This window comes from Actinoplanes sp. NPDC024001 (assembly GCF_040638955.1).
Taxonomy (GTDB): domain Bacteria; phylum Actinomycetota; class Actinomycetes; order Mycobacteriales; family Micromonosporaceae; genus Actinoplanes.
The window spans coordinates 1-18,707 of the sequence record NZ_JBEZZB010000187.1 but is presented as its reverse complement, the minus strand read 5'-3'; the positions used below and the strand labels follow the sequence as shown (position 1 = coordinate 18,707).

Here is an 18,707-nt window from a genome sequence, read left to right as displayed (position 1 = left end):
GAACCCCCGGCCGGGCCGCCCCCCGCCCGCCCGCCCGGGCTCGGGGTCGCCCGGCCGGGCCGCCGGTGTCCTTCGATCGGGATGGGCCGATCGTGCCGTCGCAACCGGCCACCAGTCGGAGCGGCCCGATTGGGGAACCGCCACCCCGACGCGGCAGACTGAACCCGTGCTGCTGAAGGACATCCGCGCCATCGTGAACGAATCGGTGGTGCTGTCGCCGGAGAACCCGGCGGCCGAGGAGACCAACACCAACTGGTTCGGCGCACCTCCGCACGAACGCATGGGACTGTCCGCCGACGAGGTGGTCACCGTGTTCGAGGAGACCGCAGCCGTGCTACGTGACCAGGTGGCCGCGGGGGGTCACCGGGGCACCGCGACGTTCTACGTCTGGCACGACGCCGTCGCCGGGCAACTGCGCTGCTCGGTGGGTACCCGTAAACCCAGCGACCTGCCGTTCCCGGTCGAATACCAGGTCACCGAAGACCTGCGGGCCATCGTGGTCGAGTTCCTGGAGGACCGGGCGCCCGGCTCGATCGCCTGGGGAGAGCTGGAGCCGGTGCCGTACCCGGATGATTCGGACGCGCCGCCGGGACTGACCGTGTGGGCCTTCGACCTGACGCCGTTCGGCCGGTGACGCCGCGACCGTGGGCCGCGGACGCGGCCGGGCTCCTCGCCGGCTACCTGCTCGACGCCGCGCTCGGTGACCCGCGGCGGTTCCACCCGGTGGCCGGGTTCGGGACTGCGACAGCCGCCCTGGAACGCCGCCTCTACCGGCCCGGGCGGGCTGCCGGGGTGGCGTTCACCGCGGTCGCCGTCGGGGTGCCCGTGCTGGCCGGGCTGGCGGCCGGCCGCGCCACCCGTGCCGTGCCGCTGGCCCGCGCGGCGGTGACGGCGGCGGCGACGTGGACGGTGCTCGGCGGGCGCACGCTGCGCCGCGAATCGCGGATCATGGCACGCCACCTCGACGCCGGTGACCTGCCCGCGGCGCGCGGCCGGCTCAACCACCTGTGCGGACGCGACCCGTCGAGCCTGGACGAGCCGGAACTCGCCCGGGCCACCGTCGAGTCGGTCGCCGAGAACACGTCGGACGCGGTCGTCGCGCCGCTGTTCTGGGGTGCGCTGCTCGGGCCGGCCGGGCTGCTCGGCTATCGGGCGGCCAACACGCTCGACGCGATGGTCGGGCACCGGTCGCCGCGGTACGCGCGGTTCGGCACGGCGTCGGCTCGGCTCGACGACGGACTGAACTTCGTGCCGTCGCGGCTCACCGGGCTGATCACGGTGGCGGTCGCGCCGATCGCCGGCGGGACGCCGCGAGAGACGCTGCGGGTGTGGCGGCGCGACCGCAACGATCATCCGTCGCCGAACGCGGGGCAGTGCGAGTCGGCGATGGCCGGGGCGCTCGGGGTGCGGCTCGGCGGGCGCAACGTCTATTTCGGACGGAGTGAGACGCGGCCGTTCCTGGGGGACGGGCCTCGGCCGTCGGCGGTGCATCTGCGGCGGGCGGCGCGGGTGTCGGGCGCGGTCGGCGCTGTGGCGGTCGGGATGGCCGCGGCTGCCGCCGCGGGGCGCGGGGCGCTCCGCCGGCTCGGGAACAAGGTGGGGGTTGGGGGCGGGCACCCCGCGAACAGGAGTGTGCGATGACCGGCGGCGGCCTCCTGATCGCCGGAACCACCTCCGACGCCGGCAAGAGCGTGCTCACCGCCGGCATCTGCCGCTGGCTGCACCGCAACGGCGTCCGGGTGGCCCCGTTCAAGGCCCAGAACATGTCGAACAACTCGGTCGTCGTGGTCGCCCCCGACGGCCGTGGCGGCGAGATCGGACGGGCCCAGGCCATGCAGGCGGCGGCCTGCGGCATCCCCGCCGACATCCGCTTCAACCCGGTGCTGCTCAAGCCCGGCAGCGACCGGTCGAGCCAGGTCGTGCTGCTCGGCGAGGCCGTCGACACGGTCACTGCCGGCAATTACCGCTCGCTGCGCCCGCGTCTCGCCGAAACGGCCTACGCCACGCTGGCCGACCTGCGCACCGAGTTCGACGTGGTGATCTGTGAGGGCGCCGGCAGCCCCACCGAGATCAACCTGCGGGACGGCGATTTCGTCAACATGGGCCTGGCCCGGCGTTTCGGCCTGCCCACCGTGGTCGTGGGCGACATCGACCGGGGTGGCGTCTTCGCGGCCTTCTTCGGCACGCTCGCGCTGCTCGCCCCCGAGGACCAGGAGCTGGTCGCCGGTTTTGTGATCAACAAGTTCCGGGGCGACGCGGGCCTGCTCCGCCCCGGCCTGGACATGATCACCACAGCGACCGGCCGGCCGGTGCACGGTGTGCTGCCGTTCCACCTCGACGTCTGGCTAGACGCGGAGGACTCCCTCGCGTACGGAAGAGTGCTGGGCCGTCCTGGCCCGCCGCAGGGGACCGAGTGGCTGCGGGTCGCGGTGATCCGCGTTCCGCGGATCTCGAACGCGACCGACGCGGAGGCCCTCGCCGCCGAGCCAGGAGTGCAGGTCCGGCTGACGATCGAGCCGGCCGAGATCGCCGACGCCGACCTGGTGGTGCTTCCCGGTTCGAAGGCGACCGTGAGTGATCTCGCCTGGTTGCGGGAGACCGGCCTGGCAGCCGCGGTCCAGGCCCATGCCGCAGCGGGCAAGCCGCTGCTCGGCATCTGCGGCGGCTTCCAGATGCTCAGCGAGCGCATCCACGACGAGGTCGAGAGCGGCCGGGGTACGGTGCCCGGCCTGGGCCTGCTCCCGGTGGAGATCACTTTCGCTCCGCGCAAGACGCTCGCCCGCTCGGCCGGGGCGGCGCTGGGAACGGACGTCCACGGCTACGAGATCCACCACGGTCAGGTGACGGCGGGGGAGCCGGAGCCGTTCCTGCGCTGTTCGGACGGGCGGCCGGAGGGTGCGGTGGCCGGCAACGTCTACGGCACGCACTGGCACGGGGCGTTCGAGTCCGACGAGTTCCGCCGCCGTTTCCTGACGCGGGCGGCGCAGCAGGCCGGCCGGCACGGTTTCACGGCCGCGCCCGGCACCCGGTTCGCCGCGGTCCGCGAGCGGGCCCTGGACGTCCTCGGTGACCTGGTCGCCGAACATCTGGACACCGATGCGCTGTGGCAACTGATCGAGAAAGGCGCCCCGCCGGACCTCCCGTTCGTGCCTCCCGGCGCACCCGCGGGCTGATCACCTAGGGGTTTCTCCGGACGACAAGCGTTGCGCGGCGGGCGTACGTTGGGCGCGGGTATTGCCGGACGTAGCCACCACGCCGCCAGCGGCGAGAACGGGGTGATCCATGACCACCGAAGAGTCGAACCGGCCGGTGCGCCGCCGGGTGACCCTGACCGGGATCAGCTCGCGGGCCTGGGAGCACCCCGCTGATCGCGGTGCGCTCTCCGCGCTTCGTGAGCTGCGCGGTTTCGACGACATTGTGAAGACTTTCTTCGGCATGTGGAACGAGCGGGGTTTCCGCCTGACGTTCCTGGCCGGGTCGATCCGGGTGGACCACCGGCAGTATCCGCGGGTCTACCAGCGGTATGCCGAGGCGGCCAGCACGCTGGACGTGGCCGAGCTGCCCGAGCTCTACGTGAGCCAGAATCCGCGGATCAACGGTCAGGCGATCGGCCTGGACCGGCCGTTCATCGTGATCACCACGGGTGCGGTGGAGCGGCTGGACGACGACGAGCTGCGCGCGCTGCTCGGGCACGAGCTGGGGCATGTGCTCAGCGGCCACGCCGTCTACAAGACCATCATGATGATCCTGACCAGCTGGGCGGCGAACATCAGCTGGCTGCCGGTGGGCGCGTTCGCGCTGCGGGCGATCATCGCGGCGATGCTCGAGTGGTGGCGCAAGGCCGAGCTCTCCGCCGACCGTGCCGGTCTGCTCGCCGGTCAGGATCCGGCGGCGTCGCTGCGGTTGCTGATGAAGCTGGCCGGCGGCGGCGACCTCTCGCAGATCGACACCGCCGCGTTCCTGGAGCAGGCCGCGGAATACGAGGGTGGCGGCGACCTGCGCGACAGCATCCACAAGATCGGCCTGACCGCCTGGAGCACCCACCCGGTGCCCGTCGCGCGCGCCGCTGAGCTGCGCAAATGGATCGACTCCGGGGCCTATGCCCGGATCGTCTCCGGGGACTACCCGCGGCGCGACTCCGACGGCGACGCCTCGGTCAGCGAGGACGTCAAGGAGGCCGCGAAGGCGTACCGGGAGGATTTCGCCACGTCGCAGGATCCGCTGGTCGGCCTGCTGCGCAGGCTCGGCGACGGCGCCTCCGACATGGCCGGCTCGGCCGCCGGCCGCGCGATGAACTGGGCGAGCGACGCCCGGCGGCGCGCCCGCGGTGACAACAACGGCGGCGGGGGTACGCCGGAGGCCTGATCTCCGGCGGCGCGTGGTTGCCCGGCCGGGGGCTGTCACAGGTGCGGCCTACGATCGGCGGCATGAGCTTGAGTGAATCCGATCTGCGCGCCGCGATCCGGCGTGAGTTGCCCGGTGTCCGTGCCGACCTGGAACGGTTGGTGCGGATTCCGGGCGTCGCCTTCGAAGGTTTCGACCACTCGCACGTCGAGCGGTCCGCGGAGGCGGTGGCCGAGCTGCTCCGCGGCTGCGGCCTGGAGACGCAGATCGTGCGTCACGGCGGGCAGCCGGCCGTGATCGGTCGCAGGGCCGCCCCGGCCGGCGCCCCCACGGTGCTGCTCTACGCGCATCATGACGTCCAGCCGGCCGGTGACCCGGCGCTGTGGGCGAGCGACCCGTTCGAGCCGCAGGAGCGCGACGGCCGGCTCTACGGTCGCGGCGCGGCCGACGACAAGGCCGGCGTGATGGCGCATGTCGCCGCGCTGCGCGCCTTCGGCGACCAGCTGCCGGTCGGTGTGGTCGTCTTCGTCGAGGGCGAGGAGGAGTACGGGTCGGATTCCCTCGACACGATCATCCAGGAGCACCTGGAGGAGCTGCGCTCCGACGTGATCGTGATCGCCGACTCCGGCAACTGGGACATCGGCCAGCCCGCCCTGACCACCTCGCTACGCGGCCTGGTGAACATGTTCGCCGAGGTCAAGGTGCTGAAGAGCGCCGTGCACAGCGGCATGTTCGGCGGCCCGGTGCCGGACGCGCTGATCACCCTGGTCCGGCTGCTCGCCACGCTGCACGACGACCGTGGCGAGGTGGCCGTCGAGGGGCTGGTCGGCCAGGAGGGCGCGAGCGTCGACTATCCGGTGGAGCGGTTCCGGCACGAGGCGGGAATCCTCGACGGCGTCGAGCTGATCGGCAAGGGCACGATCACCGACCGGGTCTGGACCAAACCGTCCATCTCGGTGCTGGGGATCGATGCGCCGCGCACGCTGGAGGCCGCCAACGCGCTCCAGCCGTCGGCCCGGGCCAAGATCAGCGTGCGGCTGGCGCCCGGCGACGACCCGAAGGTGGCATATGCGGCGGTCTGCGCGCACCTGGAGAAGCACGTGCCGTGGGGCGCTCACCTGACGCTGGAGCTGGAGAGCGACGGCTCGCCCTGCGTGATCGACGCGACCGGCCCGGCCTATGAGGCGGCTCGTGCCGCCTTCCGCGCCGCCTGGGACGGCACCGAGCCGGTGGACATGGGCGTCGGCGGGTCGATCCCGTTCATCGCCACCTTCCAGGAGCTGTTCCCCGAGGCCGCGATCCTGGTGACCGGTGTGGAGGACCCGTTCTCGGCAGCGCATGGGCCGAACGAGAGCCTGCACCTCGGTGAGTTCGAGCGGGTCTGCGTCGCCGAGGCCCTGCTCCTGAAGAACGTCGCGGAGACCTTGACGAAGTAGAACGGGGTGACCGATGGCCGAGTTGTCGTGTGAGGTCCTCGTGGTGGGCGCCGGCCCGACCGGCCTGATGCTCGCCAACTGGCTGACCCGGCTCGGGGTGCACGTGCTGGTCGCGGACGGCAAGGACGGCCCGACACGCGAGTCGCGGGCGCTGGTCGTGCAGGCGCGCAGCCTGGAGATCTACGACCAGCTCGGCATCGGTGATCAGGTGCTCGAGGGGGCACAGCGGGCGGAGGCGCTCGCGCCGGGGTTCGGTGCGCGCGCCTTCGGCCGGATCCCGCTCGGGCCGCTCGGGGCGGGCGTCACGCCGTACCCGTTCATCGAGATCCTGGAGCAGAGCCGCAACGAGGAGATCCTCTACGAGAACCTGCAGAAACTCGGCGGTGACGTGCTCTGGGAGCGCCCGGTCACCGCGGTAGTGCAGACCGATGAGGGCATCGAGGCGAAGGTCGGCAACGACACCGTGCGGGCTCGTTTCTGCGTGGGCTGCGACGGTGCGAACTCGCTGGTCCGCCGGGCCCGGCGGATCGACTTCGAGGGCGTTACCAACCCGCACCGGTTCTTCGTGCTGGACGCGGTGGGCGCCGCGGGCCTGGTGGCGGGGGCGGTCAACGCCCGCCCGGACGGGGCGGACTTCCTGCTCGCGTTCCCGATGCGCGGCGAGGCGAACTGGCGGCTGATCGGCCTGGTCCAGGATGTCGACGGCAGCGGCGCGCTGGACGAGGACGACGCGCGGATCCGGATGCGGCAGAAGTTCGGGGTCACCTATCAGCGGTCCCGGTGGTTCGCCACCTACCGGGTGCATCACCGGGTCGCCGCGGCGTTCCGGGACGGCCCGTTCCTGCTCGCCGGCGACGCCGCCCACGTCCATTCGCCGGTCGGCGGCCAGGGCATGAACACCGGCCTGCAGGACGCCCACAACCTTGCCTTCAAGCTCGCCGACGTGCTGCGCGGCCGGCGCCGCGACAGCTGGCTCGATCGGTACGAGGCGGAGCGCCGCCCGGTCGCCCGGACCCTGGTGGCCACCACCGATCGGCTCTTCGGTTTCGTCACCTCCACCCAGCTCCCGTTCCGGCTGCTGCGGCGGGTTGTGGTCCCCTTGCTGGCCCCGATCGGTGTGCGCCTGCTGCCGCGCTCGTCCGGCGGCTCCCGCCTCTTCCAGTACGTGTCGCAGATCCGCATCCACTACCGCCTCGATCCGAAGGTGACGAGCGGCCGCCGGGATCCGGTGGTCGGTCGCCGCCTGCCGTGGACCGGCAGCAACTACGCGGTGCTGCGGGCCGCGGCCTGGCAGATCCACGGGTACGGCGGGGTCACCGCCGGGCAGGCCCCGGACCTGGGCATCCCGGTCCACGTCTTCCCGCCGGCACCGACGACCCCGCTGCGCCCCGGCCTGTTCTACCTGGTCCGCCCGGACGGATTCGTCGCCGGCCGGGCCGAGCCGGGGGAGGCGGAGGAGCGGTTCCGGCACGCGATGGCGCGCTGATCGCGGGTGTCACCCGGCCGGATCAAGAGGGTGGCGGCGGCGATCAATCCTGTTAGGATTCGAACATGCGTTCGATGAGTGCTCCCGCATCCAGCCGCGGGGTCCGGGCCATGCCCGCCGGCCCGCGAGACACCCTCGACCGGCTCCGGACTCGTGATCGGATCGAGTCGATCGCGCGGCTTCGTGTCGCGGCCCGTGCGCTGGGAGACGTCGATGTCTCCGGGTGGGACGAGGCCACCCTCAAAGACCATCTCGAGGAGCTCTCCAAGGTCCTCTGCGCTCTCGATGCCGAGCTGACGCGGGTCGCCGACGAGGTTCGGGCCAAGGGCTTCCGCGTGGCCGAGCCGAAAGCGGCCTGACGACGAGCGGTCCGACCGCACCCCGATTGTCGTACCCGGCTGCCAGGATGGGTCTCGTGCGCTTCCTCGACATAGCTGCCACCTCGGCGGCCGTCGGCGCGACCTCCGGCCGCAAGGCCAAGATCGAGCTGCTGGCCGATGCCCTGCGCCGTCTCGAGCCCGGCGAGATCACAGCCGGTTCCGCCTATCTGGCCGGTGAGCTGCGCCAGCGGCAGACCGGGGTGGGTTATGCGAGCCTGCGTGACCTGCCACCGCCCGCCGCCGAGGCCACCCTGACGGTGGCTGCCGTCGACTCGGCGATCGCCGAGTTGTCGGTCGTCTCCGGGGCGGGTTCGCAGGCCCGGCGGCGCGAGATGCTCGGTGCCCTCTTCGGCGCCGCCACGGCCGAGGAGCAGCGGCTGCTGGTGGGCCTGTTCAGCGGCGAGCTCCGGCAGGGCGCGCAGGCGGGTCTGCTGGCCGAGGCGATCGCCTCCGCCGCCCAGGTGCCCACCACCGCGGTGCGGCGGGCCCTGCTGCTCGCCGGTGACCTCAAGCAGGTGGCGTCCGCCGCGCTCACCGGCGGTGCGGCCGCTCTGGCCGAGATCCACCTTCGGGTCGGCACACCACTGAGCCCGATGCTGGCGCAGAGCGCGCCGGATGTCGCGGCGGCGCTGCTCGCCACCGGCACCCCGGCGATCGTGGACACCAAGCTCGACGGCATCCGCATCCAGGTGCACCGCTCCGGCGACGAGGTGGCCGTCTTCACCCGCAGCCTCGACGACATCACCGCCCGTCTGCCCGATGTGGTCGCGGCGGTGCGGGCCCTGCCGGTTCGCGAGGTGATCCTCGACGGCGAGGCGATGGCGCTCGACGCGGCCGGCCGGCCCCGCCCGTTCCAGGAGACGTCGAGCCGGGCCGCCACCCGCGGCGCCCGTCGCGGCGGCACCGCGCCGGAGGTCGCGCTGGTGCCCTATTTCTTCGACCTGCTGCACCTCGACGGGACCGACCTGCTCGACGAGCCGGGCCGGGTCCGCTGGGCCGCGCTGGCCGACACCCTGCCGGCCGGGCTGACCGTGGGCCGGGAGGAGGTGGACTCGCCTGAGCAGGCCGCGGCAGCGTTCGCCGCGGCGCTCGCCGCCGGGCAGGAGGGCGTCGTGGTGAAAGCGCCGGATGCGCCCTACGACGTGGGCCGCCGCGGCGCCGCCTGGGTGAAGGTGAAACCCCGGCACACCCTCGACCTGGTGGTGCTGGCGGTCGAGTGGGGCCACGGCCGCCGGCGCGGCTGGCTGTCCAACCTGCACCTCGGCGCGCGTGACCCGGGCACCGGTGAATTCGTCATGCTCGGCAAGACGTTCAAGGGGCTCACCGACGAACTGCTGCGCTGGCAGACCGAGCGGTTCAAGGAGCTGGCGGTCTCCGACGACGGGTGGGTGGTCCGGGTGCGGCCGGAGCAGGTCGTCGAGATCGCCTTCGACGGGGTGCAGACGTCACCGCGCTATCCCGGCGGGGTGGCGCTGCGGTTCGCCCGGGTGCTGCGCTATCGCGACGACAAGAGCGCCGCCGAGGCCGACACCATCGACATGGTCCGGGCCGTCGGCGGGCATCAGCCGCCCGCGGCGTTATAGGGCGGCCAGGCTGCGGACGTAATTGACCTGCTGGTTGATCGAGGTCGCGTCGACCTCGTGGCGGATCGGGATGCGCGCCACATATTGCCGGGGGCCGCTGGTGACGGTGACGTGCACGGTTCCCTGCGGCACGGACTCCTTGATCAGCAGGAGCAGCAGGCTCAGGCCGGCGGTGACGCAGATGCCGACGAAAGCGAGGATCTTGGCCCACGGCGGGGTCCGTCGCTGCGCGAACCAGTGGTCGGTGACCTGCCAGTGCGAGCCGGCCAGCGGGAAGTCACCGACGGGGGTGCGCACCACCGTGGACGTGACCTGGATCTCGGCGATCTCGACGATCACCGGGCCGGACGCCGCCGGAGCGGAGGGGACCGGAGCGGGCGTCGGCGCGCTCCACGGGTCACCCGGCGGAATGCTCATGCCGCGACATTAACGGCCGCCGTCCGGCGCCGCGAGACGGCGGGCTATTCCTCGCCGTCGGCCGATTCGGCGGTCGCGGTGGAGGAACGGGCCGCCGCGGCCCGGCGCTGGTCCGCTTCCTCGACGCGGTCACGCGGGGCCTGGGCGCGGCGCTGGTCCGCTTCCTCGACGCGGTCACGCGGGGCCTGGGCGCGGCGCTGGTCCGCTTCCTCGACGCGGTCACGCGGGGCCTGGGCGCGCCGCTGGTCCGCTTCCTCGACGCGGTCACGCGGAGTCTGGGCGCGGCGCTGGTCCGCGGCCTCGACACGGTCGCGCGGGCGCTGGTCGCGGCGGACCGGAGCGGCCGGCTTCGACCCGGCGGGCGCGTCCACGCCGTGTGCCTCCCGGCGGGCCTGCCATCCGTACAGGAAGAAGACCATCACGGCGAAGATCCACCACTGGACCGCGTAGCCGCCGTTCTGCCAGGCGTCCTCGTGCGGGATCGGCACCGCGACGAACGCCGGGTCGGCGGCCGGCGTCTGTGACGACAGCAACACGTAGGCCCCGTAGACCGGGAACGGCAGCTCGGTCGCGAGCCGCGGCAGATTGAGGCGGCGGGTGTCAAGTCGCCCATCTCGGCGTTCCACCGCGGCGGGTCGACTTTCCGACAGGTGAATCTGCCCCTCGACCGTCACCGTGCCGGTCGGGGCGGGTGGAACCTCGGGCGAGGCGAGCGCCCCGCCGGCCGGCGCGGGCACCCACCCGCGGTCGACGAGGACCGCGGTGCCGTCGTCGAGCACCAGCGGTGTGACGATCTCGAAGCCCACCTTGCTGCCCACCGTGCGGCCCCGGGCCTGGATCTCGTGCGCCGCGTCATACCGACCGGTGATCGTGACTTTTGTCCAGGCCAGGGACTTGCCGGGGGCCGCGCCGGGGGTGCCGGCGGCGGTCGGCGCGGCGAGCACCGAGGCCAGCGGGACGGCCGGCGCGGCGTTCGCCGAGTCGATCCGTTCGTTGATCTCGGAACGTTCGTGGTAGCGGTCCAGCTGCCAGTTGCCGAGCATCACCATCACGATCGCGGCGGCGACGGTGAGCGCGGCCGCGGCGATCCACCGGGGCGTCAGCAGGAACCGATACACGCCCCGAGGCTACCTGGCCAGGCGGTGCTACCCGCCGCAGCCAGGTAGTGTGCGACTTCCGGCGGGCACTACCACGTGGCTGCCGTCTGCGGAATCCTCGGGGGAGACATTGATCACCGCCCAGCCTCGTCTGGTCGTGAGCGCGCCGTCGTCGGGCCACGGCAAGACCGCGATCGCTGTCGGGCTGCTCGCCGCGTTGACGGCGCGCGGTGTCCCGACCGCGGGCTTCAAGGTCGGCCCGGATCACACGGACGCGGCGTACCTCGGGATGGCCGCCGGACGCCCGGGCCGCAACCTGGACCCACGCCTGGTCGGCGCGCAGCGCGTCGCGCCGCTGTTCGCGCACGGCGCGTCCGGCGCGCAGCTGTCCGTCATCGAGGGCGCGATGGGGTTGTTCGACAGCCTCACCGGCCAGCCCGAGGTGGACGGCACCGCAGCCGTCGCCGCCTCGCTGCGTGCCCCGGTCGTGCTGGTGGTGGACGTGGCCGCGATGGGCCACTCGCTCGCCGCGCTGGTGCACGGCTTCCGGATGTTCGACGAGATGGTGCACCTGGGCGGCGTCATCCTGAACCGGGTCGCCTCGCAGCGGCACGAGCAGATGCTGCGCAGCGCCATGGACGACATCGGCATGCCGGTGCTGGGCGCGCTACACCGCGGTGACCTGCCGAACGTGCTGCCGGGCCGGGTGCACGGCCTGGTCCCGGTCGCGCACCGCACCGTCGAGGCCGGGCGGGCGGTGCGCCGACTCGGCGAGGCGGTCGCCGGCATGCTCGACATGGACCGGCTGATGGCGCTGGCCGGCTCCGCGCCGTCGCTGCCCGGCCCGATCTGGACGCCGGCCGAGGCGATCGGCGGCGAGCAGTTCGACCAGCGCCCGCTGATCGCCCTGGCCGGCGGCCAGGGCGCGCCCTACACCTACGTGGAGACCGCCGAACTGCTCACCGCGGCCGGCGCGGACGTCGCGGTCGTCGACCCGTTGCGCGACGAAAACCTCCCACCGGGTACGCGGGCGCTCATCGTGGGGGCAGGCCTGCCGGAGGGGTACGCCGAGGAGCTCTCCGCCAACCACCGGCTCAGTGCTGATGTCGCCCAGTTCGCCCGGGACGGCTGGCCCGTCGTGGCCGAGGGCATCGCCCTGCCGTGGCTCGGTCGCGAACTCGACGGTCGCCCGATGTCCGGTGTCCTGGACGCGACCGCCACCACCGGCGAGCAGACCGTGGCCGGATACCGCGAGGCCACCGCGCCGGGCACCTCGGTGCTCGCGCCGGCCGGGGCCCGCATCACCGGCTACAAGCACCACCGGGCGATCGTCACCCCACGTGCCGGCGCCAACCCCGCGTGGACCTGGTCCGGCGGCAACCCGGAGGGCTTCGTCTGGCGGCAGGTGCACGCGTCCCAGCTCGGCCTGCACTGGGCGGCGGCTCCGGAGATCGCGAACCGGCTGGTCGCGGCGGCCCTCGCCGGTCCGCAGTCCGGTGCCTCGGGCGGGCCGGGCGCCGGCATGGGTCAGGGGCCGGGCATGTCGCCCGCTCAGGCGCCGGGCTCCGGTATGCCGCCGAACCAGCCGATGCCGCCCAGCCCGGTGACTCCGCCGAGCCCGGCGATGCCGCCCGCGATGCCACCGGCGATGCCGCCCAGCCCGGCGATGCCGCCGAGCCCCGTCGTGCCGGCGGCCGGGCAGCCGGTTTCCACCGGCCCGTCCGGTCCGCCCAGCGCGTTCTCCGGCCCGCAGGGACCGTCCGGCGGCTTCCCGGGTGCTCCCGCCGGCCCGCTCGGCCCGATGCCGCCGCACCCCGCCAACCCGATGGCGATGCCGTCCGGCCCCGGCTCGGGGCCGGGCATGCCCTCCGGCCCGGCCCAAGGCATGCCTTCCGGCCCAGGGATGCCGCCCGGCTCCGGCCCGGCCCAAGGCATGCCTTCCGGCCCAGGGATGCCGTCCGGCTCCGGCCCCACGCAGGGCCTGCCGCCGGGCTCCGGTCCCACGCAGGGCCTGCCGCCCAGCTCGGGCCCGGCGCAAGGAATGCCGTCCGGTCCCGGTCCTGCTGGCATGCCGCCTGGCGCTGGCCCCTCTCAGGGCATGCCGTCAGGTCCGGGTATGCCGTCCGGTCCCGGCTCGGCGCAGGGCATGCCATCCGGTCCGGGGATGCCCGGTCCGGGGATGCCCGGTCCCGGGATGCCGCCCGGCCCCGGCGGCCAGGTGCCCGCTCCAGGCGCCGCGCCCGGCTCCGGCCCGGGGATGCCCGACAGCCCGGACAGCCGCCCGACCGCGGACATCCCGGTCCACTCCTGACCAGCCGCCGGCGGCCTCCATTGATGGCCAGTCACCGGTGACCCGGTTCATGGACAGCCGGCGGCGGCCCTGGCTCCTGGACAGCCGGCGGCGGCCCGGCTCCTGAATCACTGGCTCATGCCCAGCAGGCGGCAGCCTCGGTTCCTGTTCTGAGTCCGGCGCTCCCGGCGGGCCATCGGGCCAGCTGACGCCGCCGCCCACGCGCCGGACGTCATCGCAGCGGCCGTCAACAAGGTGCCCGCCACCGGCTTTCCCCGCCGGAAGCCGCCCAGCGTGCGAAAGCCGATTCGCCATCCGGAAACTGTCGTACCCCCCTCGTACCGTGAGGCATACGACAACCGTAGGAGGGCATCGTGGCCGACCGTGTGCCGCTGGATCTCGACCCGCCGGTTCGCCGCATCCGAGCCCTGCTGCTCGGCGTCGACGATGGTGACCTCACCGCGCCCACCCCATGTCCGGGCTGGTCGGTGGCGGCCCTGCTGGACCATTTGATGGGACTGGCGTTCGCGTTCACCCAGACGGCTCGCAAACGCACCGGCACTCCCGGCACCGACGGCCCACCTCCGGAGCCGTCCGCCGAGCATCTGTCGCCGCACTGGCGCAGCCGGCTTCCCGTGCTGCTCGAGGAGCTGTCCACCGCGTGGAAGGATCCGGCCGCCTGGACCGGCACGGCGCAGGCCGGCGGAGTGACCCTGCCGGCCACCGCGATGGGCACCGTCGCGGTCAACGAGTTGGTCATGCACGGCTGGGATCTGGCCCGGGCCACCGGTCAGGACTACGCGGCCGATCCGCGCACGCTGGAGATCCTGGTCGAGTTCCTGTCACAGGGCCCGGCCGAGGGCACTCCCGGATTGTTCGGCCCGGTCGTGGCGACCGACCCGGATGAGGATCTGCTCGCCCAGGCGGTCGGTCTGGCGGGCCGCGACCCGGCCTGGCGGCCACCCCGCGGCCGGGACGTCCCTCCGGCCCGCGCACAACGCCCGGGAAGCTGACGCCGGAGGGCGCGCCCTGGGCACCGACGCCGGGCAGGCGATGGTCGGCTCCGAACACCTGAGCCACCGGAGACGGCAGCGAACGGCGATCGGCCGCCGCAGGTGCGACAGCACCCGCGACGGCCGACCCGCGCCTGCATTGAAACCGCGTCAGCGGCACGACCAGCCGCATCAGCGAAGGCGTATCAATGGACCAGCTTGTCCGACGGTGGGGTGAACTTCTCCTTCGGTTCGCCCTTCAACGCGTCCCGCAGCGTCTCCGCCACCGTGAACTTCGACATCGTCGACCGGCCCGTCCCCACCACGTGCTCCGGGTTGTCCGGGTCGGCCACGAAGGCGGCCGCCGCCATCTGCGGGGTGTAACCACTGAACCACGCCGTCTTGTTGCCGTCCGTGGTCCCGCTCTTGCCCGCCACCGGCCGTTCGAGCGTCGCGTAAACCATCTCCGACGTGCCCCAGCCGCCGCAGCTGCCGCGCTCCGCGCCGTAACCGGTGACGCACCGGGCCGCGTCGGTCGCCGCCCGGGCCACGTTGACGCTCAGTTCCCGGTGGCAGCGCGGCGCCCCGATCAGCTTCCCGTCGCGGAGGGCGTGGCTGCCGTCCGGGTTGCGGATCGACTGCACCGGCAGCGGTTCGCAATACATTCCTTCGGCGGCGAGGGTGGCGAAGACGTTCGCCATCTCCACCGGCGTCGCGTCGCTGACGCCCAGGGTGAACGCGCCCCATCCGGACGCGTGCTCCGGCTCGGCCAGTCTCCGGTCCACCTCGGTGCGCCACCGCAGCCCGAGCCGTTCCGCCATCTTGACCGCCTTCTCTGCGCCGACCCGCTGTTCGAGCTGCACGAAGTAGGTGTTGACCGATTTGCCGAAACCGCTCCACATGGTTTGCCGGCCGGTCATCGACGCGGTGGAGTTCTTCGGGCACCAGTGCACGCCGCAGGTCGCCGGCCCCGGCGCGGTGATGTATTTCGAGACGAACCGTTGCGGCGAGTAGAACGAGGTGGACAGCGGCAGGTCCTCCTCCAGCGCGGCCAGCATCGTAAAGATCTTGAAGGTGGATCCGGCCTGGTAACCGGCCATGCTGCCGCCGCCGAGCAGCGGGTTCACCGTGTTCGGGTAATTGCCTTTGACGTCGTCGTCCAGCGACCGGTCGCTGTGCCGGCCGTTGTCGTCCTGGTCGAGGGAGTAACGCCGGTTGACCGCCATGCTGAGCAGCCGCCCGGTGCCGGGCTCGATGACGACCTGCCCGTGGGCGAACGGGCTGCTCCGCTTCTCCTTCGCGAGGACGTGCTTCATCGCGTACTTCTGGATCTTGGGGTCGAGGGAGGTGATGACGCGGTAACCGCCGCGCCGCAGGTTTTCCTCGCGGTCCTGCGGGGTGGCGCCGAAGGCGGCCTGTTCCCGCCACCAGCTCTTGAAGTAATCGCAGAAGAAGCCCCAGTCGTTGTGCTTGCGGGAGACCGAGACGCAGTCGTTCGGCGGCTCGCTCAACTGCAGGTCGATCTCGGTCTTCTTGGCGGCGGCCGACTCCTCGGGCGTGATCGAGCCCATCTTGGCCATCTGGTCGATGACGTAATTGCGCCGCTGCAGGGCCGCCCGTTGGTCCTTGGTCGCCGGGTCGTAGGCCGACGGCGCCTTGACCAGCCCGGCGAGCAGGGCCGCCTCGGTCAGCGTGAGGTCTTGCGGCGTCTTGGAGAAGAAGACCTCGCTGGCCGCGTGGATCCCGTAAGCGCGGTGCCCGAAATAGGCGGCGTTCAGGTAACGCTCCAGGATCTGGTCCTTGCTGAGCCGCTGCTCCACCTCGATGGCGAGCCGCATCTCACGCAGTTTGCGTGCGGCGGTCTGTTCGGTGGCCTCGAGCGCCTGCTTGGGGGTCTTGGCGCCGTCGCGCAGCGCCATCCGGACGTACTGCATGGTGAGCGTCGACGCGCCCTGGGAGACGCCGCCGGCTTTCTGGTTGGCGACGAAGGCGCGGGCCACGCCTTTGGCGTCGACACCGTTGTGGTCGTAGAAACGCGAGTCCTCGGAGGCGATGATCGCCTTGGTGATGTAGGGCGACATGTGTTTCAGCGACGCCTGCTTGCGATGTTCCTCGTAGAACATGGTGAGCAGGGTCTTGCCGTCGTTGGCGTAAACGTAGGTGGTCTGTGCGGGGGGCACCTCCGTGAGTTCTTCGGGCATGTTCTCGAGTGCGTCGGTGCCGGCCTTGACCCCCATCCCGGCCAGGGCGGCCAGGGGATAGGAGAGGCCGGCGATGACCAGGCCCGCGATAAGCCCGGCTCGGATCAGGAGGGCGACTCTTCCGGCTACGGTGTGGCGTCGGCTCGTCACTCTTCGAAGGTATGACAAATGCCTTCACGTTCCCCCAAAACGGCCGAAGTGCGGCCGACATGAGACCCCGGAAGAGCGTCCGGCATGCTGAGCTCATGACGTTCGATCTCGATCATCACGGCGACGCCGAGGTGGGGGCGGGCCTGATCGATCTCGCGGTCAACGTGCGGCACCAGGCCATGCCCGGGTGGCTGGCGGAACCGATCGCCGAGTCGCTGACCAGGCTTTCCGCGTACCCCGAGGGGTCTGCCGCGACCGCGGCCGTGGCCGCGCGGCACCGCCGCGACCCGGCCGAGGTCCTGCTCACCGCGGGCGCCGCGCAGGCGTTCGTGCTGCTCGCGCAGGCCTTGCGGGGTGCCCGTCGCCCGATCGTGGTGCACCCCCAGTTCACCGAGCCGGAGGCCGCGCTGATCAATGCCGGTCATGAGGTCGAGCGGGTGCTGCTGCGCGAAGAGGACGGCTTCCGCCTCGACCCGGCACTGGTGCCGGAGGATTCCGAGCTGGTCTTCGTCGGCAACCCGACCAACCCGACGTCGGTGCTGCACCCGGCCGCCGACGTGGCCGCCCTGGCCCGGCCCGGGCGGGTGCTGGTGGTCGACGAGGCGTTCGCCGACACCACCTACCGGCCCGGCGTGGCGGGCGAGCCGGAGTCGCTCGCCGAGCGCCGTGACCTGCCCGGCCTGGTGGTGCTGCGCAGCCTGACCAAGACCTGGGGCCTGGCCGGCCTGCGCATCGGCTACCTGATCGGTCCGGCGGATCTGCTGCCGCGGCTGGCCGCCGCGCAGCCGCTCTGGGCGGTCTCCACGCCCGCGCTCGCCGCGGCGGCCGCGTGTGCCTCGCCGGTCGCGATCGCCGCGGAACGCGAGATCGCAGCGCGGCTCGCGGCCGATCGTGCCCACCTGGTGGACCGGCTGCGGCACGTGCCGAGCGTCACGGTTGCCGGCGACCCGGCCTCCGCATTCGTTTCGGTACGCCTGCCGCACGCCGATCAGATCCGCGTTGAGCTGCGCGAACGTGGCTACGCGGTGCGCCGTGGCGACACCTTCCCGGGGCTGGGCCCGCAATGGTTGCGGATTGCGGTGCGCGACACTGCCACCACCGACGGATTCGTGCAGACTCTGACCGAAGTGATCGAGGAGCGACCGTGACGCTGGAGACGACCCTGGCGGCCATCCGGCCCGCCGACGAGCGGGCGATGACCGCCGCCCGCGAGTTGCAGGCACGCCTGACCAAGCCGGCCGGTTCGCTGGGCGCCCTCGAGGAGCTGTCGATCCGCCTGGCCGGTCTGGCCGGCACCTGCCCGCCGCCGATGCCCGCGCCGGCCACGGTCGCGGTCTTCGCCGGCGACCACGGCGTGCACGCCCAGGGAGTGTCGCCCTGGCCGCAGGAGGTCACCGCGCAGATGGTGGCGAACTTCGTGGCCGGCGGCGCGGTGGTCAACGCCTTCGCCCGGGAGACCGGGGCGGACGTCATGGTGGTCGACGTCGGCGTCGCGATCCCGTTGCACGGCGGCGCCAACCTGCTGGAGGCGAACGTGCGCCGCGGCACCCGGGACATGACCGTCACCGCCGCGCTGACCCGCGAGGAGGCCCTGGCCGCCGTCGAACTCGGCATCCAGGTCGCCGAGACGCTGGTCGACCAGGGAGCGAAAGCGCTGCTCACGGGCGACATGGGCATCGCCAACACGACACCGGCCGCGGCGTTGATCGCGGTCTTCAGCGGCGCCGGGGCGGGCGCCGTCACCGGCCGCGGCACCGGCATCGACGACGCGATGCTGGCGCACAAGACCGAGGTGGTCGCCGCCGCCCTGGAGCGGCACGTGCCGGACCCGGCCGACCCGCTCGGGGTGCTCGCCGCCGTCGGCGGTCTGGAGCACGCCGCGCTGACCGGTTTCATCCTCGGCGCGGCCGCCCGGCGTGTCCCGGTGATCGTCGACGGCGTCATCGCCGTGTCGGCGGCGGTGACCGCGGCCGCCTTCGCCCCGGACTCGGTGGCCGCCATGGTCGCCGGGCACCGCTCGGCCGAGCCGGGCGCGAGCGTCGCGCTCGCCCATCTCGGCCTGGAGCCGCTGCTCGACCTGGGCATGCGCCTGGGCGAGGGCAGCGGCGCGGTGCTGGCCCTGCCCGTCGTGTCGGCCGCGGTCCGCGTGCTGCGCGAGGTGGCGACGTTCGATTCAGCGGGAGTGTCGGAGAAGTGAGCCTCTATCCGTTGGCCCTGCGCATCGCCGGGCGCCGCGTGCTGGTGGTCGGCGGCGGCACGGTCGCCACCCGCCGGGTGCCCGCGCTGATCGCGGCGGGCGCCCAGGTGGAGATCGTGGCGCCCGAGCTGACG

The 18,707-nt window shown here is 72.8% G+C and carries 16 protein-coding genes; 13 read left to right on the top strand and 3 right to left on the bottom strand.

Going from position 1 to position 18,707, the window contains the following annotated elements:
- Positions 1-166 precede the first annotated feature (166 nt).
- The 8 genes from AB0F81_RS43505 to AB0F81_RS43470 all read left to right on the top strand — a co-directional run bounded on the left by AB0F81_RS43505 (position 167) and on the right by AB0F81_RS43470 (position 9,229).
- Positions 167-634: a hypothetical protein gene (locus AB0F81_RS43505; RefSeq protein ID WP_360208595.1), complete on the top strand. Its 468-nt coding sequence runs from the start codon at positions 167-169 to the stop codon at positions 632-634.
- On the top strand, positions 631-1,641 hold the full coding sequence (locus tag AB0F81_RS43500) for a cobalamin biosynthesis protein (protein WP_360208593.1): 1,011 nt from the start codon (positions 631-633) through the stop codon (positions 1,639-1,641). Before AB0F81_RS43505 ends, AB0F81_RS43500 begins: the two co-directional genes overlap by 4 nt.
- On the top strand, positions 1,638-3,173 hold the full coding sequence (locus AB0F81_RS43495; RefSeq protein WP_360208590.1) for a cobyric acid synthase: 1,536 nt from the start codon (positions 1,638-1,640) through the stop codon (positions 3,171-3,173). Before AB0F81_RS43500 ends, AB0F81_RS43495 begins: the two co-directional genes overlap by 4 nt.
- 109 nt (positions 3,174-3,282) lie before the next feature.
- Complete coding sequence (locus AB0F81_RS43490; protein ID WP_360208587.1) at positions 3,283-4,365, top strand: M48 family metallopeptidase; 1,083 nt, start codon at positions 3,283-3,285, stop codon at positions 4,363-4,365.
- Positions 4,366-4,427: 62 nt separating this feature from the next.
- Positions 4,428-5,780, top strand: coding sequence for a dipeptidase (locus tag AB0F81_RS43485; protein ID WP_360208584.1), 1,353 nt, complete (start codon positions 4,428-4,430; stop codon positions 5,778-5,780).
- Positions 5,781-5,793: 13 nt separating this feature from the next.
- Entirely contained in the window at positions 5,794-7,266 is a 1,473-nt protein-coding gene (locus tag AB0F81_RS43480; RefSeq protein WP_360208582.1) for an FAD-dependent monooxygenase, read from the top strand.
- A gap of 110 nt (positions 7,267-7,376) precedes the next feature.
- Complete coding sequence (locus tag AB0F81_RS43475; protein WP_360208601.1) at positions 7,377-7,625, top strand: hypothetical protein; 249 nt, start codon at positions 7,377-7,379, stop codon at positions 7,623-7,625.
- Between the two features lie 47 nt (positions 7,626-7,672).
- Entirely contained in the window at positions 7,673-9,229 is a 1,557-nt protein-coding gene (locus AB0F81_RS43470) for an ATP-dependent DNA ligase (protein WP_360208579.1), read from the top strand.
- Here AB0F81_RS43470 and AB0F81_RS43465 read toward each other — a convergent pair.
- Both AB0F81_RS43465 and AB0F81_RS43460 read right to left on the bottom strand, forming a co-directional pair.
- Positions 9,224-9,646, bottom strand: a complete 423-nt coding sequence (locus AB0F81_RS43465) for a hypothetical protein (protein WP_360208576.1) — start codon at positions 9,644-9,646, stop codon at positions 9,224-9,226. The genes AB0F81_RS43470 and AB0F81_RS43465 overlap by 6 nt on opposite strands.
- Positions 9,647-9,690: 44 nt before the next feature.
- Positions 9,691-10,764, bottom strand: a complete 1,074-nt coding sequence (locus tag AB0F81_RS43460) for an SURF1 family cytochrome oxidase biogenesis protein (RefSeq protein ID WP_360208573.1) — start codon at positions 10,762-10,764, stop codon at positions 9,691-9,693.
- A 136-nt stretch (positions 10,765-10,900) separates the two neighbouring features.
- On the opposite strand from AB0F81_RS43460, the gene AB0F81_RS43455 reads away from it, so the two are divergent.
- The gene (locus AB0F81_RS43455) at positions 10,901-13,054 is read left to right on the top strand and encodes a cobyrinate a,c-diamide synthase (RefSeq protein ID WP_360208571.1); all 2,154 of its coding nucleotides are present in this window, start codon (positions 10,901-10,903) and stop codon (positions 13,052-13,054) included.
- Between the two features lie 353 nt (positions 13,055-13,407).
- Complete coding sequence (locus tag AB0F81_RS43450; protein WP_360208568.1) at positions 13,408-14,046, top strand: TIGR03086 family metal-binding protein; 639 nt, start codon at positions 13,408-13,410, stop codon at positions 14,044-14,046.
- Between the two features lie 185 nt (positions 14,047-14,231).
- On the opposite strand, the gene AB0F81_RS43445 is transcribed toward AB0F81_RS43450, so the two are convergent.
- Complete coding sequence (locus AB0F81_RS43445) at positions 14,232-16,376, bottom strand: transglycosylase domain-containing protein (protein WP_360208566.1); 2,145 nt, start codon at positions 16,374-16,376, stop codon at positions 14,232-14,234.
- Positions 16,377-16,435: 59 nt separating this feature from the next.
- Between AB0F81_RS43445 and cobC the strand changes: the two genes are divergently transcribed.
- From cobC to AB0F81_RS43430, 3 genes are all read left to right on the top strand, one after another.
- The gene (gene cobC, locus AB0F81_RS43440; RefSeq protein WP_360208565.1) at positions 16,436-17,524 is read left to right on the top strand and encodes an Rv2231c family pyridoxal phosphate-dependent protein CobC; all 1,089 of its coding nucleotides are present in this window, start codon (positions 16,436-16,438) and stop codon (positions 17,522-17,524) included.
- On the top strand, positions 17,521-18,573 hold the full coding sequence (cobT, locus tag AB0F81_RS43435) for a nicotinate-nucleotide--dimethylbenzimidazole phosphoribosyltransferase (RefSeq protein ID WP_360208563.1): 1,053 nt from the start codon (positions 17,521-17,523) through the stop codon (positions 18,571-18,573). The genes cobC and cobT overlap by 4 nt, the downstream gene beginning before the upstream one ends.
- On the top strand, positions 18,570-18,707 hold a 138-nt coding region (locus tag AB0F81_RS43430), incomplete at its 3' end, for an NAD(P)-dependent oxidoreductase (protein WP_360208598.1). The genes cobT and AB0F81_RS43430, both read left to right, overlap by 4 nt.